General features: G+C 75.3%; 18 protein-coding genes. 5 read left to right on the forward strand and 13 right to left on the reverse strand.

From position 1 onward, the window contains the following. Positions 1–15 precede the first annotated feature (15 nt). Both ACTMS2_RS10370 and ACTMS2_RS10375 read right to left on the reverse strand, forming a co-directional pair. Positions 16–1,299: an outer membrane protein assembly factor BamB family protein gene (locus ACTMS2_RS10370; RefSeq protein WP_441175223.1), complete on the reverse strand. Its 1,284-nt coding sequence runs from the start codon at positions 1,297–1,299 to the stop codon at positions 16–18. Continuing rightward, a complete protein-coding gene (locus tag ACTMS2_RS10375; RefSeq protein WP_441175224.1) occupies positions 1,296–2,597 on the reverse strand; it encodes an outer membrane protein assembly factor BamB family protein in 1,302 nt (433 codons plus the stop codon). The genes ACTMS2_RS10370 and ACTMS2_RS10375 overlap by 4 nt, the downstream gene beginning before the upstream one ends. A gap of 106 nt (positions 2,598–2,703) precedes the next feature. Here ACTMS2_RS10375 and ACTMS2_RS10380 point away from each other — a divergent pair, with 106 nt between their 5' ends. Beyond that, positions 2,704–4,575: a hypothetical protein gene (locus ACTMS2_RS10380; RefSeq protein WP_441175225.1), complete on the forward strand. Its 1,872-nt coding sequence runs from the start codon at positions 2,704–2,706 to the stop codon at positions 4,573–4,575. Positions 4,576–4,584: 9 nt separating this feature from the next. Here ACTMS2_RS10380 and ACTMS2_RS10385 read toward each other — a convergent pair whose 3' ends face one another. Both ACTMS2_RS10385 and ACTMS2_RS10390 read right to left on the reverse strand, forming a co-directional pair. Next, positions 4,585–6,375 carry a hypothetical protein gene (locus ACTMS2_RS10385; protein ID WP_441175226.1) on the reverse strand — a complete coding sequence of 597 codons (1,791 nt, stop codon included), beginning with the start codon at positions 6,373–6,375 and terminating at the stop codon, positions 4,585–4,587. Further along, the gene (locus tag ACTMS2_RS10390) at positions 6,375–8,324 is read right to left on the reverse strand and encodes a hypothetical protein (protein WP_441175227.1); all 1,950 of its coding nucleotides are present in this window, start codon (positions 8,322–8,324) and stop codon (positions 6,375–6,377) included. Before ACTMS2_RS10390 ends, ACTMS2_RS10385 begins: the two co-directional genes overlap by 1 nt. 189 nt (positions 8,325–8,513) lie before the next feature. Here ACTMS2_RS10390 and ACTMS2_RS10395 point away from each other — a divergent pair, with 189 nt between their 5' ends. Beyond that, positions 8,514–9,707, forward strand: coding sequence for a hypothetical protein (locus ACTMS2_RS10395; RefSeq protein ID WP_441175228.1), 1,194 nt, complete (start codon positions 8,514–8,516; stop codon positions 9,705–9,707). A 69-nt stretch (positions 9,708–9,776) separates the two neighbouring features. Here the strand turns inward: ACTMS2_RS10395 and dxs are convergent, their stop codons facing one another. The 4 genes from dxs to ACTMS2_RS10415 form a co-directional block, all read right to left on the reverse strand. Continuing rightward, entirely contained in the window at positions 9,777–11,729 is a 1,953-nt protein-coding gene (gene dxs, locus ACTMS2_RS10400; protein ID WP_441175229.1) for a 1-deoxy-D-xylulose-5-phosphate synthase, read from the reverse strand. 117 nt (positions 11,730–11,846) lie between these two features. Then, entirely contained in the window at positions 11,847–13,016 is a 1,170-nt protein-coding gene (locus tag ACTMS2_RS10405) for an anhydro-N-acetylmuramic acid kinase (protein ID WP_441175230.1), read from the reverse strand. Positions 13,017–13,025: 9 nt separating this feature from the next. After that, the gene (locus ACTMS2_RS10410) at positions 13,026–14,279 is read right to left on the reverse strand and encodes a class I SAM-dependent RNA methyltransferase (RefSeq protein WP_441175231.1); all 1,254 of its coding nucleotides are present in this window, start codon (positions 14,277–14,279) and stop codon (positions 13,026–13,028) included. Then, positions 14,276–16,351 carry an APC family permease gene (locus tag ACTMS2_RS10415; RefSeq protein WP_357973353.1) on the reverse strand — a complete coding sequence of 692 codons (2,076 nt, stop codon included), beginning with the start codon at positions 16,349–16,351 and terminating at the stop codon, positions 14,276–14,278. Before ACTMS2_RS10415 ends, ACTMS2_RS10410 begins: the two co-directional genes overlap by 4 nt. Positions 16,352–16,513: 162 nt before the next feature. Between ACTMS2_RS10415 and ACTMS2_RS10420 the strand changes: the two genes are divergently transcribed. Then, the gene (locus ACTMS2_RS10420; protein ID WP_441175232.1) at positions 16,514–17,179 is read left to right on the forward strand and encodes a potassium channel family protein; all 666 of its coding nucleotides are present in this window, start codon (positions 16,514–16,516) and stop codon (positions 17,177–17,179) included. A 2-nt stretch (positions 17,180–17,181) separates the two neighbouring features. Continuing rightward, positions 17,182–17,871 (forward strand): potassium channel family protein, encoded by a 690-nt coding sequence (locus ACTMS2_RS10425; RefSeq protein ID WP_441175481.1) that lies wholly within the window; start codon positions 17,182–17,184, stop codon positions 17,869–17,871. A gap of 36 nt (positions 17,872–17,907) precedes the next feature. On the opposite strand, the gene ACTMS2_RS10430 is transcribed toward ACTMS2_RS10425, so the two are convergent. The 4 genes from ACTMS2_RS10430 to dut all read right to left on the reverse strand — a co-directional run bounded on the left by ACTMS2_RS10430 (position 17,908) and on the right by dut (position 20,402). Further along, positions 17,908–18,591: a DUF3159 domain-containing protein gene (locus ACTMS2_RS10430; RefSeq protein ID WP_441175233.1), complete on the reverse strand. Its 684-nt coding sequence runs from the start codon at positions 18,589–18,591 to the stop codon at positions 17,908–17,910. 31 nt (positions 18,592–18,622) lie between these two features. Beyond that, positions 18,623–19,003 (reverse strand): OB-fold nucleic acid binding domain-containing protein, encoded by a 381-nt coding sequence (locus tag ACTMS2_RS10435; RefSeq protein ID WP_089001387.1) that lies wholly within the window; start codon positions 19,001–19,003, stop codon positions 18,623–18,625. Between the two features lie 126 nt (positions 19,004–19,129). After that, positions 19,130–19,798, reverse strand: coding sequence for a DUF3710 domain-containing protein (locus ACTMS2_RS10440; protein ID WP_441175234.1), 669 nt, complete (start codon positions 19,796–19,798; stop codon positions 19,130–19,132). A gap of 25 nt (positions 19,799–19,823) precedes the next feature. Next, on the reverse strand, positions 19,824–20,402 hold the full coding sequence (dut, locus tag ACTMS2_RS10445) for a dUTP diphosphatase (RefSeq protein WP_441175235.1): 579 nt from the start codon (positions 20,400–20,402) through the stop codon (positions 19,824–19,826). A gap of 91 nt (positions 20,403–20,493) precedes the next feature. Between dut and ACTMS2_RS10450 the strand changes: the two genes are divergently transcribed. Beyond that, positions 20,494–20,994 carry a DUF3093 domain-containing protein gene (locus tag ACTMS2_RS10450; RefSeq protein ID WP_441175482.1) on the forward strand — a complete coding sequence of 167 codons (501 nt, stop codon included), beginning with the start codon at positions 20,494–20,496 and terminating at the stop codon, positions 20,992–20,994. A gap of 150 nt (positions 20,995–21,144) precedes the next feature. On the opposite strand, the gene ACTMS2_RS10455 is transcribed toward ACTMS2_RS10450, so the two are convergent. Further along, complete coding sequence (locus ACTMS2_RS10455; protein ID WP_441175236.1) at positions 21,145–22,044, reverse strand: hypothetical protein; 900 nt, start codon at positions 22,042–22,044, stop codon at positions 21,145–21,147. Between the last annotated feature and the right edge of the window lie 70 nt (positions 22,045–22,114).

Consider the following 22,114-nt stretch of genomic DNA (forward strand, 5'->3'; position numbering starts at 1 on the left):
TGCCGGAGGGCGGGCTCAGCCGGGATAGCGCCAGACGCCCAGCTCGCCGGTGCGCAGCCGGCACACCACCGTGTCGGCCCGGCTGCGGCAGTTGCCGGAGGCCTCCCGGAGCACGTCCAGCACCCCGGCCCGACCGGCGGCGACGTCCAGCTCGGCCACCACCAGCCCGCCGCCGGCGACGGCCGCCCGCACGGTCAGGAGCCGCTCGTCGGGGTACCAGGGCAGCAGTTGCCAGCTGCCCAGGTCGGCCACCTGCCGGCCGGTCGCCGCGTCGAGCACGCCCAACCGGTCGCCGAGGGGCCCGGGCGCGACCGCCAGGAGCCGGTCGCCCCGGGTCGCCAGCACCCCGAACCACCGCTCGCCGGTCCACCGCGGCGCGCCGGTCGCCGGGTCGAGCGCGACGAACCTGTTGCCTCCGGGCGCGCACAGCAGCTCGCCGCACTCGTTGACGTGTTCCACCATGGGCACGCGCGCCTCCCAGCGCCGCCGCAGCCCGTCCAGCCCGTAGGCGGTCACCAGGCCCTGAGGCGGCCGGACGACCAGCAGCAGGTCGTGCGCCACCACCGTGTGCCCGGACGCCTCGCCGAGGCCCAGGTCCGCCGCGTGCACCAGCGCGCCGGAGCGGGGGTCGCGCACCTCGACCCGCCCCGTGGCGGGGGCCAGCACGATCCGCTCGACACGCCCGTCGCGCAGGGCGTACGTCGCGGCCTCGGGCGGCGTCGGCACCGACCAGAGCGCCCGGCCGGAGGCCGGATCCACCGACCGTACGGTGCCGCCCTGCGCCCCGCCGGTCTGCATCAGCAGGATCCCGCTCGGGTCGAACCAGGGATGGCCGGGCTGCCGCCAGCGTTCGCGGCCGGTCCCGTCGTCGAGGGCCACCGTCTGCCCGTCGTCCTGGTCCCCGGTGATGGAGAACAGCACCGTCCCCGGCCCCGTCTGGACATGCCAGAACCGGCCGGCGGCCACGAGCCGGGTACGCCAGAGCGGGTGGGGCGGGTCGGCGTCGGCCGGCGCCCGTTCGGGCAGGGCGTACGCGCGCACCTCGACGGTCCCCTCGGGCTCCCCCTCGGCCGGTTCGACGACGTAGAGCCGGTCGCCGTGCGGGAACGCCTCCGACCCGAGGCGGGCCGGAACGACGAGCGCGACCCGTGCCGACACCGGCACGGCCGCCGCCACGGTGGCCAGGAGGAACGCGAGCGCCAGCGCGACCCGCAGCGGCCTGCCGACGGCGCGGGGCGGGCGGGGCGGCGCCTCCCGCTCCGGCTCGTCGCGCACCTCGCCGAGGTCGATGAGCGTCACGCCCGCCCCTTCCGGTCGCGGTCGCCGGGCAGTTCCCACACGCCGAGCCCGCCGTCCTCGTGCCGGCACACGACGTACGACCCGTGGGCGCCGCACTCCCCCACCACGGCGCGCAGCGCCGCCAGCACCCGCACGCCTTCCCCACGTCCGTCGATCCGGCCGACCAGGTACCGCCCGTCGCGCTGCCGGCGGTGCAGGGTCGTCCCGTCGGCCGAGAGAATCCCCGGGGCGCCGGCCCGCCAGCGGCCCAGGTGCCGCACCGGCCGACCGGTCGCCGCGTCGAGCAGCACGTGCTCCGCGGCACCACCGGAGGAGCGCCGGACGGCCAGCAGCCGGCCCTCGACGGCGACCGGCCCCAGGGCCGCGTTCTCGCTCCGCCACCGCACGGTGCCGGTGGCGGGATCGAGCAGCCGGGTCACGGGCGAACCGTCGTCGAAGCAGATCAGTACGCCGCAGTCATAGACGTCCGGCTGGTCGGCCGGGCCACGGGGCACGCTCCACCGCCGGCGCAGGGTGGCGATCTCGTAGCCGCTGAGGGCGCCGCTGTCGTCGGTGAGCAGCACCAGCTCCTCCGTGACCGTCAGCACGCGGGCGCGGCCGGGCACGGCCGTCGCGGCGCGCGCCGCGCCCGTGTCGGGGTCGCGCACCTCCAGCCGCCCGCCGGCGAGCACCGTCAGCAGGCGTATCCGCTGGTCCCGCCGCGACAGGTGCGCGTCCTCGAGGGCCAGCGGCTGCGACCACCGGACGGCACCGGTTGCGGGGTCCACCGAGCGCAGCACGGACGCGCCCGACCCGGCGGAGCCCGACAGCAGCAGGTGCCCGACCGAAGTGGCGCCGCGCAGCTGCCCCTCGACCCGCCAGCGCACCCCGCCGTCGCCGAGGGAGAGCCCGACCACCTGGGGCGCCGCCCGGTCCCCGGCCAGGCCGACCGCCAGCAGGTCGCCGACCCGGACGGCGTGGAACACCCGACCCGGCGCGGGCAACGGCACCCGCCACAGGGGACGGCCGGAGGGCAGCCGGTGGGCGGCCAGTCGCGGCACCGGGTCCCCGTCGGGCACCGCGCCGGGGCCCGCCGCGTCGGCCACCAGGAGGACCCCGTCGGCGAGCAGGACGCTCGCGTCCGGGCCGGCCGGGACCGTGGTGCCCGGCGGTTGCGCGGGCCACGGCGCGGCGGCCGCCGACGTCAACAGGCAGAGCAGGGCGACCAGGGCCGGGGCCCAGCGGCGAGGGAACCGGCTCGGGCCGGGGCCGGCGGCCCCGTCGACGTCCCGTCGCTCGCCGAGGTCGATGACCGTCACGTGCCGTCCTCCCCGTCACACCGTGGCCTCCGGCGGGCCGGCAAATCGGCCGTGGGGGCACCGGCCCGGCAAAAGCGACGCCGCCGCGCCTGTACGATGGCGCGTCGTGGCTGTGCCGGTGGTAGACCCCTCGCTGAACTCCGTCTCCGCGCCCGTCGCGGCCGAGCCGACGCGCCGGCTGCGGCGTAGGCCCTCCCGCGCCGACGTACTGGCCATCGGAGCCTATGTCCTGCTCGGCGTTCTCGTGTGCCTGAACTACTGGGCGGACGTGCAGAACCGGGTGTCGTCGCACCTGCCCACCGACCACAGCTGGTTCGAGTGGCTCTTCTCGCACGGCGCGTACTCGGTGCGGCACCTGGAGAACCCGCTGTTCACCGAGCGGCAGAACGCCCCGGACGGGGTGAACATGATGGCGAACACCTCGCTGCTCGGGGTGACGCTGCCGCTGGCGCCGCTGACCATGCTCCTCGGCCCGCAGGTCATGTACGCGCTCTACCTGGGCGGCGCGCTGGCCGCGACCGCCGGCACGTCGTACTGGATGCTGTCGCGGCACCTGGTGCGCTCCCGCGCGGCGGCCTTCGTCGGCGGCGCGTTCCTCGGCTTCGCGCCGGGCATCGTGCACCACGCCAACGGCCAGCCCAACTTCGTGTCGAACTTCCTGCTGCCGCTGATCGTGGTGCGGGTGCTCCGGCTCGGCGAGCCCGGCCGGTGGCGGCGCAACGGCATCGTGCTCGGCCTGCTGGTGGCGTACCAGATCTTCATCAACGAGGAGATGCTGCTGCTCACCGCGCTGGCCTGCCTGGTCGTCGTGCTCGCGTACGCGATCATGCGCCCGGCGCGGACGCGGGCGGTGGCCGGCACCTTCGCCGCCGCGCTCGGCGTCGGCGGCGGGTTGGCGCTGCTGCTGACGGCCTACCCGATCTGGTTCCAGTTCAACGGCCCGCAGTCCTACCGGGGCTTGCAGGGCGGGGTGTTCCACAGTTGGGGCGAGGACCTGGCCGCCTTCGTCACCTTCGCGCGGGACACCGTGGCCGGCGACGAGGCCGTGGAGAAGACCATCGGGCTCACCGAGCAGAACACCTGGTTCGGCTGGCCGCTGGTGCTGCTGTCGGTGGTGGCCCTGGCGCTGCTGGTCCGCCGCTCGCTCGCCGCCCGGATCCTCGCGGTGCTGGTGGTGGTCTTCACGGTGGCCTCGATCGGCCCGAAGGTGCGGATCAACGGGGTGGAGACGGAGACGGACGGTCCCTGGGCCTACATCTCCGACGACCTGCCGCTGGTCGAGATGATGATGCCGACCCGGCTGGCCCTGGTGGTGGCGGCGGCCCTCGGCGTGCTGCTCGCCCTGGCCTGGGACACCGTCGCCGGCTACGGCCGCCCGTCGGTGCCGGCCCCCCGCGCCGGCACCGACGGCGACGACAGCGCGGCCGGTGCCGACGCCGCCGGGCCGCGCCGCCGTTGGCTGCGCCCGGTCGGGTACGCGGCCGTCGCGCTCGCCGTGCTGCCGCTGTTCCCGCGTCCGCTGCCGGCGCAGCCCGTCGAGCCGCCGCCACACTTCATCACCGCCGGCGGCTGGCGCCCGTACGTGCCGGACGGCCGGACGCTGGTGCCGGTGCCCATCCCGAGCAACGTGCACGGTCTGCCCACGCTGCGCTGGAGCGCCCTGACGCAGCACGCGTTCCCGATCCCGGGCGGCTACTTCATCGGGCCGAACGAGCGGGGCGAGGGCGTCTTCGGCGCGCCGAACCGGCCGACCAGCACCCTGATCTACTCCACGATGGACAAGAACGCCGTCCCCGCGCTGACGGAGGAGAACCGTCGCCAGGCCGTCGAGGACCTGCGCTTCTGGCGGGCGTCCGTGGTCGTCCTCGGCGCACATCCCCGCGAGGCGGTCCTGCGTGAGCTGATGACCGCGCTGATCGGCCCGCCGCAGCGCGTGGACGACGTGTGGCTCTGGGACGTCCGCCCGATCGTCGGCTGAGCCGGGTCGTCAGCCCACCAGCGGGCGGACGTCCCACACGTGGGCGCCGGCCACCTCCCGGCCCGGGCCGAGCAGCGCGTCGACCGTACGGCGCACCGGGTGGCCGTGGTGCAGGCCGCCCTGGACCACCAGGGCGGCGCGCCAGTGGCGCAGGTCCTCGACCGCCTGCCGGCGGTGCTCGTCGGTGATCACCGGCACCTCGCCGGTCTCGGCGACCCGGCGCAGCAGCGCGGCGGTGGGGCGGTCCGGGGCGCCCCACCGGGCGGTCGGATCGTCGGCGGCCCGGGGGCCGATGAAGTAGCCGCCCGGAGCCGGGAAGGCCAGCCCGGTGCGGGCCGACCAGAGCATCGCCGGGCTGACCCCGGCGCCGGTCACCGGCGGCACCGGGACCAGGGTCCGGCCCGGCGGCACGTGGGCCCGCCAGCCGCCCTCGGCCACGAATGCCGGCACGGGCCAGGCCGGCACGGTCCGGATCGGGGTGGGGATCAGCGGCAGCAGCGCGGCGGCCACCGCCCCGCCCCAGAGCAGTCGCACCGGCACGGCACCCACCCGGGCCTCGGCCCCGGCCTCGGGGCGCAGCCGGTCCAGGGAGAGGGCGAGCAGGATGCCCAGCACCGGGACGCAGACCAACGGGAAGCGCGCCGGCACCGCGTGGTCGAGCAGCGGCAGCTCGGCGACCAGCCGGTACGGCCCGGGGATGCCGGTGGAGGTGCCGTCCAGGCGGACCTGCTCGCCGAGCGAGAGCAGCGCGAAGAGCAGCCCGCAGGCGGCCAGCGCGCGCACCAGCGGCCGGCGCCACAGCCAGATCACGATCACCACGGCGAGCACCAGCAGCCCGGGGCCGAAGAAGGAGTTCTCCTCGGTGGGGTTCGGCGCGAGCAGGCCGGGCAGGTGGTCGTCGCCGAGCACCGTCTGCCGTGCCGAGGCGGTGAAGGACGCGGCGTCGAGCTGGTAGCCGTACGCGTGGAAGGGCATCCCCCGGTAGTGGCCGGGGCCGAAGAACTGGAACCACAGCGGGTACGCCAGCAGCGGCAGCGCGACGGCCGTCCCGATCGCGAGCCGGCCGAGCAGCGCGGGCGCCAGCCGGCGTGCCGTCGCCCGGTCGGCCGCCGCGTACGCCACCGCGAACGTGCCGGCGGCGAGGACCAGGAAGAACGCCACCTCCTCGCCGAGGAAGACCTGGTACGCCACCAGCAGCCCGAGCAGCGTGCCGTGCCGCCGCAGCCGGCGCGGGTCGGGGTGGAACACCAGCGCCAGGATCACCGGTACGAGGAACTGCGCCGCCATGTGCAGGTGCGCCCCGGCCTGCGCGACCATGCCGGGGGCGAAGCCGCAGAAGAGACCGCCGACTGCCGCCGCGGCCCGGGACTCGACCAGCCGGCGGCGCAGCAGCGCGTACCAGGCGGTCGCGGTGCCGGCGAGGCAGCAGACCACGGCCACCAGGAACGCGACCTGCGAGCCGAAGAGCAGGGTGACCGGCGTCAGCGGCACCCCCAGGCCCAGCACGGAGGTGTTGGCCATCAGGTTCACCCCGTCCGGGGCGTTCAGCTCCGCGCTGTACAGCGGGTTCTCCAGGCGGGTCACCGCCCGGGCCGCCCGGGACAGCATCCACTCGAAGAGGATCTGGTCGCCGGCCTGGTGGAACAGCCGCCCGGGGCGGCCCCACTGGCCGACGGTCAGCAGCCCCGCCAGGGCGAGGTAGCCGGCGACGACCAGCGCGTCCGGCGCGCGTACCGGCAGCCGGCGGGACCGCCGGGCGGGTGTCGCCTCGGCGGTGCCGGTCGCCGCCGGGGCGGCCATCAGGTCGGTCGGTCCGTCAGCGCCCGGACGTCCCAGACCCAGACGTCCAGCTCCCGGCGGCCGGGGCCGACCAGTTGCTCGACGGTGCGCCGCAGCTGCTCGGAGTGGTGCTGGCCGACCGGGAGCACGAGGATGGCCGCCCGCCAGTGCCGCAGCTCGTCGAGGGAGCGGCGGCGCTGCCGGTCGTCCAGCTTCGGGATGCGGCCGGTCGAGGCGACCTCCTCCAGCAGCTGCCCGACGCCGCTGGGCCGGCCGCCGAAGCGGCCGGGGTCGCCGGTGTTGCCGTTGCGCGGCGCCAGGAAGTAGCCGCCGGGGATCTTGAAGTCGAGGTTGGTGGAGGCGGCCCAGCGCATGCCGTGGGTGTGTCCCATGTTCGGCACCGGGATCGGCACCAGGGTCTGGTCCTCACCGACGTAGCCGCGCCACCGGTCGGCGGTGATGAAGTCCGGCACCGGCGGGCGGGAGGTCACCTTCAGCGGCATCGGCGCGATCGGCAGCAGCGCGAGGACGAGGCCGGCCACGGTGAGCGTACGCAGCGTCCGCCGCTCCAGCGGCAGCGCCCGGGAGCGCTCGACGGCGAGCGCCAGCAGGATGCCCACCACCACGCTGGTGATCAGGCCGAAGCGGGTGGGCACCACCGCGTCGAGCAGCGGCAGCCGGACCAGCCACTCCCAGGGCCCGGTGATCAGCTCGCGGTCCCACCAGGACACCCGCTCGCCGAGGGAGAGCACCGCGAAGAACGCCCCGGTCGCGGCGAGCGCCCGCACGAGCATCTCCCGGCGCAGCCAGGCCACGATGCCGACGGCGATCAGGGCGAGACTCCAGCCGAAGAAGGCGTTCTCCTCGGAGTAGTTCGGCGCGAGGTTGACGTTGGCGCGTTCGTCGCCGCCGATCGTCGGCGAGCCGGGCGCGAAGAAGGCCGCGATGTCGTTGCCGTAGTCGCGGACCGCGTCGCTCAGGCCGTGGTACGCCATCGGCCCGGCGAACTGGACGTAGAGCGGGTACGCCAGCAGCGAGCCGGCGAGCACGGTGCAGATCGCGAGGGCCTTGGCCAGGGGCCGCCAGGCCGTCGACCAGAGCGCGGGCCGCTGGGCGAGCACGGCGAGCAGGAAGACCCCGCAGGCGAGCGCCGTGAAGAGCAGGATCTCCTCGTTGATGAACGCCTGGGCGGTGACCATGAGGGCGAGCAGCACGCCGTCGCGCCACGGTCGCCGGGACCGGGTGATGACCAGCACCCGCCAGACGATGAACGGCAGCAGGAACTGCGAGATGATGTTGGGGTGCCAGTTGGCGTGCGACAGCATCGCCGGCGAGAACCCGCAGAACCAGCCGCCGACGGCCGCCGCCAGCGGGCTGCGCACCACGTGCCGGGAGAGCACGAAGTACCAGGCCGAGGCGGTGCCGGCGAGCGCGAGCGTGACCAGCACCACGAAGGTCACGGCCGGCCCGAAGAGCAGCGTCACCGGCACCATCGGGATGCCCAGCGCGAGGATGGCCGTGTTGGCCATCAGGTTGACCCCGTCGGGGTAGTTGAACTGCTCGGTGAAGAACGGGAACTCGCCGTGCAGCACGACACGTACCGAGTGGGCGAGGAAGAACTGCACCTGGGCGGGGTCGCTGCTGTAGAGCGAGGCCACCCGGCCGGCCGGGTCCACCCAGATCTGGCTGGTCACCCACACCGCGGCGAGCAGGAACAGGCCGAAGACCGTGAGGTCCTGCCGCCGCCGGCCCCACCGTCGCGGCCGGGCCGCGGCGTCCGCCCCGCCGGCCTCGCCGGAACCGGTGGCGGCGTCGGTCGTCGCGGCGGCCACGCCGGGTTCGGCGTCGCGGGCGGCCCCGTCCGACGTACGGTCACCGGGGCCCACGGACGGCGCCACGGGTTCGGACGCGGGGGCCGCGGCGGCGTCGGATTCCGACCAGGATTCGGCGCGGGTCTCGGCAGGCGTCACAGTCGGCGGAGTCTACCCGAGCGGGACATTCACCCTGAAACCACGGCACTGTCCTCTGTGGTTCGTGTCGGTCAGGGGCCCCGACCTGGGCGCGGGCGGCCGGCGAGGTGGCGCGTCCCGGTGATCCGACATCTCGTACTATGGCGCTTTCCGTTGAACGACGGCTGAGGCGATCGAGGGGGCGTACAGGTGGCTCCAGTCCGCCGGCGCGGCATCACGGCCACCGCACTGCTGACCCTGCTGCTCACCACGACGGCCTGCGGTCCGGTGGCCGACCGGCAGCCGGGCGACCTGCGGGCCGGCTACGACAGCCTGGACGGCGACCTCACGGTCTGGCCGCCACGCGGCACGCTCGCGGGCGACGACACCGTCCGGTCGGCCGTGACCGGGGCGGTACGCGACTGGCGGTCACCGGCCGACGACCGGGTGCACCTGCCCACGTCCGGGATCCTCTGGTCCGGCGAGGTCGACGGCGCGCCGCTGGCGCTGGTGGCCGCCGACGTGCCCGGCGAGAGCGCCTCCTGGCTGCTCCAGGTCACCGCCGAGGGCGGCCGGTACGCGGTCACCCGCGCCGCCGAGTACACGGACCCCGGCTACCTCGTCTACTCCGACGTGCTGCCCGTGCACACCTCCGACGGGCGGCGCTACCTCACGTCGGGCCGGGTGCAGCGGCTGCTCGGGCCGGACGGCCGCGCCCTGCGGGACACCGACGGCCTCACCGAGCCGGTGGACGTGCCGGCCTGCCGGGCGGTGCCGGTGACCGCCACGCTCAAGGCCACCCGGGCGCTGCCCCGGGGCCGGGCCGCCGACCGGCTGCTGGACCTCGGCACCGGCACCACCGACCCGCGCTACCCGCTCGTACGCGACGAGAGCGGCTCCGGCAAGCGGGCCCTCACCGGCCTGGACACCTGCGTGCTCGCCGGCGAGGAGGGCCCGTTCGGCAGCGTCCCCCGGCGCATCGGCGACCGGGACGCGCCGCGCTCGGTGCCGTCGTCGTGGCCGATGACCAAGCTGACCGTACGCACCCTGGGCGAGGTCGCCCTCGGCGGCGGCGAGCCGGCGGAGCTGGAGCAGCTGACCTGGGAGACGGCCGACGGCACGATGACCGCCGTGGTCTACCGGCCCGCCGACGGGGGCACCCCGGTGGTCTCCCCCGCCGACCGGTCCCACCCGTTGCAGACGTACAAGCTGCCGGTGCCGGGGCAGCCGCTGGCCGTGCTGAGCTGGCGGCCGACCGCCGACAGTTCGCTGTCGACGCCGCCGGACACGCTGCGGCTGGTGGACCGACCGGGGCTGGTCGTGGTGCCGATGCCGACCCGCTCGGAGACGTTCAGCCTCGCCGAGGCGGAGAAGACGCACTACCGCTCCCTCGGCGGCCGCTGACCCGGCACGCGAAACGCCGACGGCGGGTGTCCCGGTCGCCCGGGGCACCCGCCGTCGGCGGTCGGCAGCTCAGTTCTGCGCGGTCGCGTCGTCGGCGGTGATCACCGGCTCGACCGGCTCGACGTCCAGCCGGGAGATCCAGCCGGTGACGTCGCGGGCCACGTCCTGCGCGGTCAGGCCGAGGTCGGCGAGGATCTGGGCGCGGGTGCCGTGCGGGTGCCAGTCGGCCGGTACGCCCAGGTCCTTCAGCGGCACCCGGACGTCGGCGTCCCGCATCGCCTGGGCGAGGGCGTCGCCGACGCCACCGACGCGGACGCCGTCCTCGACGGTGACCACGAGCCGGTGCCCGGCGGCCAGCTCGACCAGCTCGGCCGGGACCGGGCGCACCCAGCGCGGGTCGACCACGGTGACCCCGAAGCCCTGCCCGGCGACCCGGGTGGCGACCTCCATGCCGAGGTGCCCGAACGAGCCGACCGCGACCAGCAGCACGTCCTTGCGCGCCGACTCGGTCAGCACGTCGACGGTGCCGACGCGGCGCACGGCCGGCAGGTCGGCGGCGACGGTGCCGGTCGGGAAGCGGACGATGGTCGGGCCGTCGTCGACGGCCACCGCCTCGCGCAGCTCCTCGCGCAGGGTGGCGGCGTCGCGGGGCGCGGCGATCCGCAGGCCCGGCACGACCCCGAAGACGGACATGTCCCACATGCCGTAGTGGCTGGGCCCGTCCGGGCCGGTGATGCCCGCCCGGTCCAGCACGAACGTCACCGGCAGCCGGTGCATGGCCACGTCCAGCAGGACCTGGTCGAAGGCGCGGTTGAGGAACGTCGCGTAGACCGCCACCACGGGGTGCAGCCCGCCGAGCGCCAGGCCGGCGGCCGAGGTGGCCGCGTGCTGCTCGGCGATGCCCACGTCGTAGACCCGGTCGGGGTGCTTGCGGGCGAGCTTGGCGATGCCGGTCGGCTCGGCCATCGCGGCGGTGATGCCCACCACGTTGGGCCGCTCGTCGGCGATCGCGACCAGCTCGTCGGCGAAGACGTGGGTCCACTTCACCGACGGGGCGGCGACCAGCTTGCCGGTCTCGATGTCGAAGGCGCTGCCCGGGCCGTGCAGGCAGTCGGCCTCGTCCTCCTCGGCCGGGCGGTAGCCGTAGCCCTTGCGGGTGACGGCGTGCACGATCACCGGGCCGCCGAAGTTCTTCGCCGCGCGCAGCGCCGACTCGACCGCGGCAACGTCGTGCCCGTCGACCGGGCCGACGTACTTGATGCCGAGGTCCTCGAACATGGCCTGCGGGGCGACCGCGTCCTTGATGCCCCGCTTGACCGCGTGCAGCACCTCGTACATCGGCCGGCCGACCAGCGGCGTCGAGCCGAGCGCCTCCTTGACGGTGTCGAGCACCTTCTCGTAGCCGGGGTTGAGCCGCAGCGAGGAGAGGTGGTCGGCGAGGCCGCCGATGGTCGGCGCGTAGGACCGGCCGTTGTCGTTGACCACGATCACCAGCGGGTTGCGGGCGGTGGCGATGTTGTTGAGCGCCTCCCAGCACATGCCGCCGGTGAGCGCGCCGTCGCCCACCACGGCGACCACGCTGCGCTGCTCGCCCCGCAGGGCGTACGCCTTGGCCAGGCCGTCGGCGTAGGACAGGGCGGTGGAGGCGTGCGAGTTCTCGATGAGGTCGTGCTCGCTCTCGGCCTGGCTCGGGTAGCCGGAGAGGCCGCCGCGCTGACGCAGCCGGTCGAAGCCGGTCTGCCGGCCGGTGAGGATCTTGTGCACGTACGCCTGGTGGCCGGTGTCGAACAGGAGCCGGTCGCGCGGGGAGTCGAAGACCCGGTGCATGGCCAGGGTGAGCTCCACCACGCCCAGGTTGGGACCGACGTGCCCGCCGGTGCGCGAGACCTTGGCGATCAGGAAGTCCCGGATCTCGGCGGCGAGGACGTCCAACTCCTCGACGGACATCCGCTTGACGTCCTGCGGACCCCGGACGGTGGCCAGCAGCCCGGTGTGGTGGACCGTGCCCTCTTCAACGCTCATGACGCAAGAGTCTATCGGCCGTCCGGTACTCCGCAGCCTGGCCCGGACGACCGCCCACCCGCCGGGGGCGCTGAGCGCCAGGTCAGGCGCCGGATGGATCGCGGGCGCCCGGGGCGGTCAGGACACGACCCGCAGCCGCCGGGGCGCCGCCACGGCCGGGACGCCCCGGTACGCCGGGCCGGACGGGGTCCAGGAGCCCAGCACGCTGGCCCGGGTGGCGCCGGTCACCGAGGGCAGCGCGCCGGGCAGCCCGTGCCAGGAGAGCCAGCCCAGCAGCGCGAACGCGTACGCCTCCTTGGCCTGCGCGGGCACCCCCAGCTCGTCGGTGGTGCGCAGCCGCCAGCGCCCCGCCCCGAGGGCGGCCAGCCGGGCGATCAGCGTCGGGTTGCGCACGCCGCCGCCGGCCGCGACCACCTCCGCCACGGCGTGCCGGTCGCACTCGGCGGCCACCACCCGGGCGGTCAGCTCGGTCAGGGTGGCCAGCACGTCGTCGGCCGGCACCGCCTCGCCGAGGGCGGCCAGCCGGGCGTCCAGGTAGTCGGCGTGGAACAGCTCCTTGCCGGTCGACTTGGGCGGCGGCGCCGCGTAGTACGGCTCGGCGAGCAGCAGCTCCAGCAGGCCGGGGTGCACCCGACCGGCCGCCGCGCGGGCGCCGTCGAGGTCGCAGGGCCGGCCCAGGAGGCGGCGGGCCGCCGCGTCGAGCAGCGCGTTGGCGGGCCCGACGTCGTACCCGAGCACCGGCGCGCCCGGCGCGAGGACCGTGAGGTTGGCGATGCCGCCCAGGTTGAGCGCGGCGCGCGGGGCCGCGCTGTCGGCCGGGTCGAGCAGCAGCGCGTCGAACGCCGGGACCAGGGGCGCGCCCTGCCCGCCGGCCGCGACGTCCGCCGAGCGCAGGTCGCTCAGCACGGGTACGCCGACCCGGGCGGCCACCCGGGCCACCGTGCCCAGTTGCAGGGTGCCCCGGGCACGCCCGTCGGCGACCCAGTGGAAGACCGTCTGCCCGGGCGAGACCACCGCGTCGACCGCGCCGCCGGCCAGCTCGACGCCGAGGGCCGCCGCCTCGGCGAAGACCTCGCCGAGGCGGTTGTCCAGCCGGCAGACCGCCTCGATCGTGGTGCTCCCGGGCGGCAGCAGCGCGCCGATCGCTTCGCGCAGCCCGTCGTCGTAGTCCAGGCCGCGGTGCCCCAGCGGGCGCAGCAGCAGCGTGTCGCCGTCGAGGGCGAACTCGGCGGCGGCCACGTCCACCCCGTCGTAGGAGGTCCCCGACATCAGCCCGACGATCTTCATCGCGTCAGGCTAGCGGGCGGCTCCGTCGGGCGGCAGGAGCAGACCCACCAGCTCGACGTGCTGGGTCATCGGGAACAGGTCGAAGCCGCGCAGCGCGGCCAGCCGCCAGCCCTGCTGCGCGAAGGTGCGCACGTCGCGGGCGAAGGCGGCCGGGTCGCAGGCCACGTACGCGACCGCGCGCGGCCCGGCGGCCACCACGTCGCGCACCACCCGGGCGCCCGCGCCGGAGCGCGGCGGGTCGAGCACCACCACGTCGACCGGCCCGGTGATCCGGCGGCGGGCCAGCGCGGTCTCCACCCGGGCCGGTACGACCTCCACCCCGGGCAGGTCGCGCAGGTTATCGCGGGCGGCGGCGACGCCCTGCGCCGCCGACTCGACCAGGGTGACGCGGCCCGTCTCGCCCACCCGGCCGGCGAGCGCGGCGGCGAAGAGCCCCGCCCCGCCGTAGAGGTCCCAGGCCCGCTCCCCCGGGCGCGGGTCCACCAGCTCCAGCACGGCGTCGACCAGGGTGTCGGCGGCGGCCGGGTGGACCTGCCAGAATGACGACACCGGCAGCGTCCACTCCCGGCCGGCCGCCACCTCGCGCACGCGTTCCGGGCCGCTCACCGGGTGGGGCACCCCGTCGGCGACGGCGGTCACCGCCACGTCCCCGCCGGTGGAGGCGACCGTCTCGACCGCGTCCGCGTCCGGCCAGCGCGCCCCGGTCGGGGCCAGCACGGGCAGCTCCCGGATCGCCGGGTGGGCGATCAGGCAGCGGTCGATCGGGACCACCTCGTGCGAGCGGTGCTTGAGCAGGCCGGCCCGGCCCGCCCCGTCGACGGCGTAGCGGACCCGGGAGCGCCAGCCGAGCGGCCCACCGGGCAGCGCCTCGACCCGCACGCCGAGGGCGTCCAGCTCGGCGTCGGTGAGCCCACCGAGGCGGGTGAGCTGCTCGCGCACCACCGCGACCTTCCAGTCGAGCTGCGCGGCCGGGGCGACGTGCTGAAGGTCGCACCCGCCGCAGCGACCCGGCTTCGCGTACGGGCAGGGCTGCTCGACCCGGTCCGGGGCGGCCTCGAGCACGCTCACCGCGTCGGCCCGGACGAACCCCTTGTGCACCTCGGTCACCTCGGCGACCACCCGCTCGCCGGGCAGCGCGTGCCGGACGAAGACGACCTGCCCGTGCACCCGCGCGACGCAGTGCCCGCCCGGCGCGACCGCCCCGACGGTCACCTCGACCCGCTCGGCCTCCTCCAGCCCCCGGCCGTCCTCCTGCGGGCTCACCGCTCACCCCCACCACTCGGGCCACCCTCGCCGGGCGGCGCGGACACGACGGGCGGGACGCTCGGCGGCAGGGTGCCGCGCGGCGCGACCCGGGGACCGCGCGCCGGGCCCCGGGTCAGGGTGGCGTCCAGCCGGTCCAGATCCTTGCCTGCGGTCGAGGCGAGCTGCCACGGCACGCTGGTCACCATCACCCCCGGTTCGAAGAGCAGCCGGCCCTTCAGGCGCAGCGCGCTCTGGTTGTGCAGCAGGTTCTCCCACCAGCGCCCCACCACGTACTCCGGGATGAAGACCGTGACCACGTCGCGCGGCGACTCCCGGCGCAGCCCGGCCACGTAGTTCAGGATGGGACGGGTGATCTCCCGGTACGGGGAGTCGACGACGGTCAGCGGCACGGGCAGGTCCCGCCGCTCCCAGTCCGCCTGAAGGTCCCGGGTGTCCTTGTCGTCGACGTTCACGGTCACCGCGGTCAGCGTGTCGGGCCGGGTGGCCCGGGCGTACGCGACGGCCCGCAGGGTCGGCTTGTGCAGCTTGCTGACCAGCACGACGGCGTGGTTGCGGGCCGGCAGCACGGCGCGGCCCTCGTCCGGCGGGGTCAGCTCCGCGGCGACCCGGTCGTAGTGCCGGCGGATGGCCAGCATCAGCGCGTAGATCATCGCCATCGCGGCGATGGCGATCCACGCGCCGAGCAGGAACTTGGTGACGAGCACGATGACCAGCACCGTGCCGGTCATCGCCATGCCGAAGGTGTTGATCGCCCGGGAGCGGAGCATCCGCCGTCGCGCCTGCGGGTCCCGCGCGGTCTTCAGATGCCGGTTCCAGTGCCGGATCATGCCGGCCTGGGAGAGCGTGAACGAGACGAACACGCCGACGATGTAGAGCTGGATGAGCCGGGTCACCTCGGCCTGGAAGCCGACGATCAGCACGATCGCGGCGACGGCCAGGAAGACGATGCCGTTGGAGAAGGCCAGCCGGTCGCCGCGGGTGTGCAGCTGCCGGGGCAGGTAGCGGTCCTGGGCGAGGATCGAGCCGAGCACCGGGAAGCCGTTGAACGCGGTGTTCGCGGCCAGGAAGAGGATCAGCGCGGTGACGCCGGCGACCACGAAGAGCAGCACCGAGCCGGAGCCGAAGACCGTCTCGCCGAGCTGGGTGGTGACGGTCTTCTGCACGTACCCGTCGGGGCCGGAGATGATCTGGAGCTTCGGGTCCTCCACGAACTGCAGGCCGGTGAGCCGGGACAGCCAGATGATGCCGACCAGCATGGCCACCGAGATGGTGCCGAGCAGCAGCAGCGTGGTGGCCGCGTTGCGGCTCTTCGGGGCCTTGAACGCCGGCACCCCGTTGGAGATCGCCTCCACGCCCGTCAGCGCCGCGCAGCCGGAGGAGAAGGTGCGCAGCAGCAGGAAGACCAGGGCGAAGCCGGTGACGCTGTGCTCGGCCTGGATCTCCAGGCCGGCGCTGGGCGCGCGCAGGTCGTGGCCGAGCACGAAGACCCGCACCAGGCCAGTGAGCAGCATCCCGACGATCACGATGATGAAGCCGTAGGTGGGGATGGCGAAGGCCGTGCCGGACTCCCGCAGGCCGCGCAGGTTGACCGCGGTGAGCAGCACCACCGCGGTGACGGCGATCAGCACCTTGTGGGTGGCCACGAACGGCACCACCGAGCCCAGGTTCGCCACCCCGGAGGAGACCGAGACGGCGACCGTGAGCACGTAGTCGACCAGCAGCGCGCTGGCCACCGCGACGCCCGCCCGGGGGCCGAGGTTGACCGTGGCCACCTCGTAGTCGCCGCCGCCGGAGGGGTAGGCGTGCACGTTCTGCCGGTAGCTGGCGACGACGGTGAGCATCACCACCACGACGGCCAGGGCGATCCACGGCGAGAAGAAGTACGCCGAGGCACCGGCGATGGAGAGCGTCAGCAGGATCTCGTCGGGCGCGTACGCGACGCTGGAGAGCGCGTCGGAGGCGAACACGGGAAGCGCGATGCGCTTGGGCAGAAGCGTGTGCTTGAGCCGGTCGGACCGGAACGGTCGACCGAGCAGCAGCCGCTTCAGCAGCGAGGTGGGTCTGGCCACAACCGCCAAGCGTACGACCACGCTGGTGGGCGTCGCGGGGTGGTCGATCGCGACCGCGCGGGCGGGCGGAGTACCGTCGGTCCGCGCCCGCGCCGGGAACGTGGCAGGCTCGCAGACGGCACGCTCACCGGCCGGGCGTTGCGCACCTTGAGGAGGGACGCGGTGCATGTCGTGATCATGGGTTGTGGCCGCGTCGGCTCGACCCTCGCCTACAGCCTGGAGTCCCGGGGGCACTCGGTCGCGGTCATCGACCAGGACGCCGACGCCTTCCGCCGCCTCGGCCCCGACTTCGCGGGGATCACCGTCACCGGTGCCGGCTTCGACGGGGAGGTGCTCCGGCAGGCCGGCATCGAGCGGGCGGACGCCTTCGCGGCCGTCTCCAGCGGCGACAACTCCAACATCATCTCGGCCCGGCTCGCCCGGGAGACGTTCGGCGTGTCCCGGGTGGCGGCGCGGATCTACGACCAGCGCCGCGCGCAGGTCTACGAGCGGCTCGGCATCCCCACCGTCGCCACCGTCCGGTGGACCGCCGACCGGATGCTGCGGCACCTGGTGCCCGAGGGGAACGTGGAGATCTTCCGGGACCCGACGAGCACGGTGTCGATCGTCGAGGTGCCCGTGCACAAGGACTGGGTGGGCCGGCCGCTGCGCGCCCTGGAGGAGGCGACCGGGGCGCGGGTGGCATATCTCATCCGCTTCGGCATCGGCACGCTGCCGACCCGCTCCAGCGTCGTCCAGGAGGGCGACCAGATCTTCATGCTGGTCACCGACGACATCGCGGCGACGGTCACGTCGGTGGCGGCGGCGCCGCCGGAAGGAGGGCTGTGAGCATGCGCATCGCCATCGCTGGTGCGGGCAACGTGGGCCGCTCGATCGCCCAGGAACTGATCGACAACGGCCACCAGGTGATGCTCATCGAGCGCCAGCCCCGGATGCTGCGGCCCGACCGGGTGCCGGCCGCCGACTGGGTGCTGGCCGACGCGTGCGAGCTGGCCAGCCTGGAGGAGGCCGACATCGCCGGCTGCGACGTGGTGGTCGCGGCCACCGGGGACGACAAGGTCAACCTGGTGGTCTCGCTGCTGGCCAAGACCGAGTTCGCGGTGCCCCGGGTGGTGGCCCGGGTCAACCGGGCCGAGAACGAGTGGCTCTTCACCGAGCAGTGGGGCGTCGACGTCGCGGTGAGCAAGCCGCGGGTGATGGCGGCCCTGGTCGAGGAGGCGGTCACCGTCGGCGACCTGGTCCGGCTGATGACGTTCCGGCAGGGCGAGGCGAACCTGGTGGAGATCACCCTGCCGCCGACCGCCCCGTACGTCGGGGAGCCGCTGCGCGCGGTCCCGCTGCCCCGCGACTCGGCGCTGGTGGCGATCCTGCGCGGCAAGCGGGTGCTGGTGCCCACGCCGGACGACCCGCTGGAGGCCGGCGACGAGCTGATCTTCGTGTGCACGGCGGAGGTCGAGGACGCCGTGCGCACGGTGATGCTCGGGGCGGACAGCGTCGAGCGCACCCGTGGGCAGCGCTGAGGCGGCGGCTCAGCCGCCGGGTGGTGCTGGGGCGGCTCAGCCGCCGGGCAGCGCCTCGGGCTCCGACTCCCGGGTCACCCGCCGGACCGTCCAGACCGTGATCAGCAGCAGCAGCACGTACGGCGGGTAGCCCAGCACCAGCCGCGCCACGCCGAGGGCCGTGTCCTGGTGGGCGAGGTAGAGCCCGGCCTGCACGCCCACCTTCGCCAGCCACACCACGCCCCAGAGCACGGTGAGCCCCGTGAAGGTCCGGACGAGGCGCGGGTCGTCGCGCCACTCCGAGCGGCCCTTGGCCACCAGCACCGACCAGATCCACCCCACCAGCGGCTGACGGACCGCCGCCGAGACGAGCAGGGCCAGCCCGTAGCCGATGCCGTAGAGGATGCCGGGGAGGTAGAAGTCCCGCTCGTCGCCGGTACGCCAGGCGATCGCGGCGCCGACGGCGACGCCGAAGAGCCCGTTGACCGCGTGCCGCACCGGCCGGCGCTGCGCCAGCCGCAGACCGGCGATCACGAGCGCCACCACCACCGAGGCGATCACGGCGGGCCGCAGCTCGCCGATGATGTTGGCCAGTACGAAGACGACCACCGGGATGCTGGACTCGACCAGCCCCCGCCAGCCGCCGAGCTGGTCGGCCATCTGCTCGGCGAGGGTGGGCAGCGGCTCCTCGCCCTGCGGGTCGCTCTCCGGCTGTGCCGCCCGGTGCTGTCCCGTCGTCATCGCACGCCTTCCGTCCGCCGCGGCCACCGGGTCACTTCGGCGGTTCCAGCTCGTAGTACGGGTTGTAGATCACCTTACGGTCGTCGCGCACGGCCACCCGACCGCGCGCGGTCAGGTGCCGGCCGGGCTCGATCCCGGCGATGTGCCGCCGGCCCAGCCAGACCAGGGTGACCACGTCGCTGCCGTCGTAGAGGTCCGCCTCCAGCGTGGGCAGGTTGGTCCGCGGGGTGTAGACCACCGTGCGCAGCCGGCCGGCCACGGAGACCACCTGGCCCCGCGTGCACTGCCCGGCCGGGACACCGCCGTGCTCGGCGCTCTCCCGGCGCAGCTCCTGCGCCTCGATCTCCGCCTCGCTCGCGGTGAGCCGTCGCAGCATGCGGCGCAGCGAACCCCGGCCCTCGTCGGTCGACATGACCTCCGCGTCACCCTCTCCACGCTGGCCGACACGTCGCCGGCACCCGGGCGGGCCCCGGCGACGCCGGAACCGTCCCGCCAGCGTACGCCGACAGGGCCGGTCCCGGCGCGTCGTGCCGGACGGTCAGGCCTCGCGGGGCGCGGGCGCGGGGTTGCCGTCGGCCGCCGCCTGCTCACCCGCCTGGTCGGTGACGTCGCGGGGCAGCCGCAGCGGCAGCGGCTCGCGCACCGGCTTGGCCTCCTGGCCCCGGTCGACCACCAGGCCGTCGAGGCACTCCGCGAGCGGGCCGGCGGCGTTCGGATCGGTGGCCGCGTCGCCCTGGTAGACGCCGCGGACCATCCAGCGCGGCCCGTCGATGCCGACGAACCGCAGGTCGGTCAGCCCGTCCGGGGTACGCACCCGGGCGCGCAGCTCGGTGCCGTACTCGCCCTGGACCTCCTGGGCGGCGGCGCCGTCGTTGAACAGCGACTGGCGGATCTCCTCGCGCACCTCGTCCCAGATGCCCTCGGAGCGCGGCGCGGCGAAGACGCCGAGCTGGAGCGCGTTCGAGCCGTGCACGAGCACGACCTGCTGGATCACGCCCTCCGGGTCGGCCTGCACCCGCACCTCGACGTCACGCACCGCCGGGATGTGCAGGCTGCCCAGGTCGAGCCGCTGCACCCCCTCGGGCGCCTCCGAGAGGTCGTACGGGCCGCGGGCCGGGGCCGCCTCCTCGTGGGAGTCGAGGACCTCGGTCGTCCGCTCGTCGCGGGCGTGCCGTGCGGCACTGTCCCGCTTCCGGGAGAAGATCACTGCGCCAACCCTCCGCTGTTCGTGCTCACCCTGCCACCTCTTCCGTCCGGCCGCCTGCCCGGTCCCGCTCTTCCCGTCGCGCGTCCGGCACGTCCGGCGCCCGCCGTGCGTCCGGGGTCGTGCCCTGCCCGCCAACCGTGGGGGACGGCGCCAGGCCGGCGTGGCCGCCCGTGGAGCCGTGCCCGCCGCTGCCGCGCCGGGACTCGGGCAGCTCGGACGCCGGCCGGAAGTCCGCCCGCGCCACCCGCTGCACGACGAGCTGCGCGATGCGGTCGCCACGGGAGATCTTCGCCGGTGTGTCCCGATCATGATTGATCAGGTTGACCAGGATCTCACCCCGGTAGCCGGCGTCGACCGTACCGGGCGCGTTGAGCACCGTCACGCCGAGTCTGGCCGCGAGCCCCGAACGGGGGTGGACGAGGCCCACGTACCCCTCCGGCAACGCGATCGCCACGCCGGTCGGAACCAGGGCCCGGCCGCCGGGTGGCAGCTCGACGTCCGCCGCCGCCACCAGGTCTGCCCCGGCGTCACCGGGATGGGCGTACGCCGGCAGCGGCAGCTCGGGGTCGAGCTGCCGTACGGGCACGGGTACGACGTCGGTCACGGTTCCCCTCTTCCGTCCGTCCTACTGGGGTGTCCCTGCCATCCTGCCGGTTCCGTCGCGCTTCGTGCGCCGTACCCTGGCAGGAGTGAGCCTGTCACCATCCTCGCCCTCCCCGGCGCCGGCCGCCGCGAGCCCCCCGCAGTACGCCGAGCGGCTCACTATGCCCTGGTGGCTGTGGGTGGGCGGGCTGGGCGCGGCGGCGCTGCTCGCCGTGGAGGTCTGGATGGGCGCGCCCGGCGTGCGCGCCTGGCTGCCGTTCGTGGTGCTGCTGCCGGCGACCGTCGCCGGCCTGGTCTGGCTCGGCCGGATCAGGATCGCCGTACGCGACGGCGAACTGCGGGTGGACGACGCCCGGCTGCCGGTCCGGTTCGTCGCCGACGTCGTCCCGTTGGACGCCGCCGGCCGGCGTGAGGTGCTCGGGGTCGGCGCCGACCCGCTGGCGTTCGTGGTGCAGCGGCCGTGGGTCCCCGGCGCGGTCCAGGTGGTCCTCGACGACCCGGCCGACCCCACCCCGTTCTGGGTGGTCAGCACCCGCCGCCCGGTCGAGCTGGCCGAGGCGCTCCTCGCCGCCCGCGACGCCGCCCGGCCCTGAACCCGCCGCGACGCCTCGGTGGTCCCGGCGCCGCCCGTCCCTGAGTCGTCCCGGCCGCTGCCGGACCTGGCACACCCCGTGATGCCTCGGTGGTGCCGGCGCCGCCCGTCCCTGAGTCGTCCCGGCCGCTGCCGGCCCTGCTCCCGGCGGTCAGCGGGCGCCGGGGAGGGCCGGCGGGCTGCCCGGCAGGGCCTTGGACCGGCGACGCAGGTCGCTGCGGAGCTGGTCCGCCATCGTCCGGGTGGCCCGGCGGTTGAGGTAGCTGGCCACCGCCGCCCCGGTGAGGAAGGGGCCGAGGGTGGTCAGGTTGCGGCCGAAGCGCTTGAGCAGGGTGTCGCGCAGTTCCTTGCGCGCGGCGGTGCCCAGCACGGCGCCCACCCCGACGCCGGGCATCATCGGATTGATCCCCCGCTGCCCGGCCCAGGACTGCACCAGCGCGACCGCCCGCTGGGTGCCGCCGGTCGGCACCGGCGCCCCGTAGACCTCGTGCAGCTCGCCGATCAGCTTCAGCTCCACGGCCACCACGGCGACCGTCTCGGCGGCCAGCAGGACCGGCGCGGAGAGCAGGGTCGGGGCAACCGCCCACTCGACCGCCGCCACTCCTCCGCCGGCGGCGCCGATCCCGGCGGTCGTCCGCGCGGCGTTGCGCACCAGCCGCTCGGCCAGCTCCTCGCCGTCCAGGCCGTCGAAGTGCTGGCGCAGGGTGGCCAGGTCGCGTACGGGCACGTGGGGGGCGATCTCGGCGACCGTGTCGACCATCCAGCGCACCGCGCTCTTCGGCTTGAACAGGTCGGTCAGCCCACGCGCGCGCGCCTGCCCGACGAGTCGGCCGAGCAACTGCCGCCGGCGGGCCGGCGCGACGTCGTCGGCGGTCAGCGCCGCGACGGTGGCGCCCAACTCGTCCGCGCCGGGCGCGGACGCGCCGTCGCCGTGGCCACCACCGGCGGGAACGACGTCGGCGTGGTCGCCCCGCGCGCCGGGGTCGCCCACCACGCCGGCGCGGGGCGGGTCGGTGCCCCGCGTGCCGCCGGACTCGCTCCGCTCGCTCATGCCCGACCTCCCGAATGGACCGACGTCGACCTGACGGTCACCCGTCAACGAGTCAAGCAGGTCCCCGGGA

The organism is Micromonospora sp. SD12 (assembly GCF_052068495.1).
Classification (GTDB): Bacteria; Actinomycetota; Actinomycetes; order Mycobacteriales; family Micromonosporaceae; genus Micromonospora; species Micromonospora echinofusca.

Excerpts from the sequence above, each read along its gene's own strand:
- ACTMS2_RS10385 (WP_441175226.1), bottom strand. The coding sequence starts at position 6,375 with ATGGCCGCCCCGGCGGCGACCGGCACCGCCGAGGCGACACCCGCCCGG.
- dxs (WP_441175229.1), bottom strand. The coding sequence starts at position 11,729 with ATGAGCGTTGAAGAGGGCACGGTCCACCACACCGGGCTGCTGGCCACC.
- ACTMS2_RS10405 (WP_441175230.1), bottom strand. The coding sequence starts at position 13,016 with ATGAAGATCGTCGGGCTGATGTCGGGGACCTCCTACGACGGGGTGGAC.
- ACTMS2_RS10425 (WP_441175481.1), top strand. The coding sequence starts at position 17,182 with ATGCGCATCGCCATCGCTGGTGCGGGCAACGTGGGCCGCTCGATCGCC.
- ACTMS2_RS10430 (WP_441175233.1), bottom strand. The coding sequence starts at position 18,591 with ATGACGACGGGACAGCACCGGGCGGCACAGCCGGAGAGCGACCCGCAG.
- ACTMS2_RS10435 (WP_089001387.1), bottom strand. The coding sequence starts at position 19,003 with ATGTCGACCGACGAGGGCCGGGGTTCGCTGCGCCGCATGCTGCGACGG.
- ACTMS2_RS10455 (WP_441175236.1), bottom strand. The coding sequence starts at position 22,044 with ATGAGCGAGCGGAGCGAGTCCGGCGGCACGCGGGGCACCGACCCGCCC.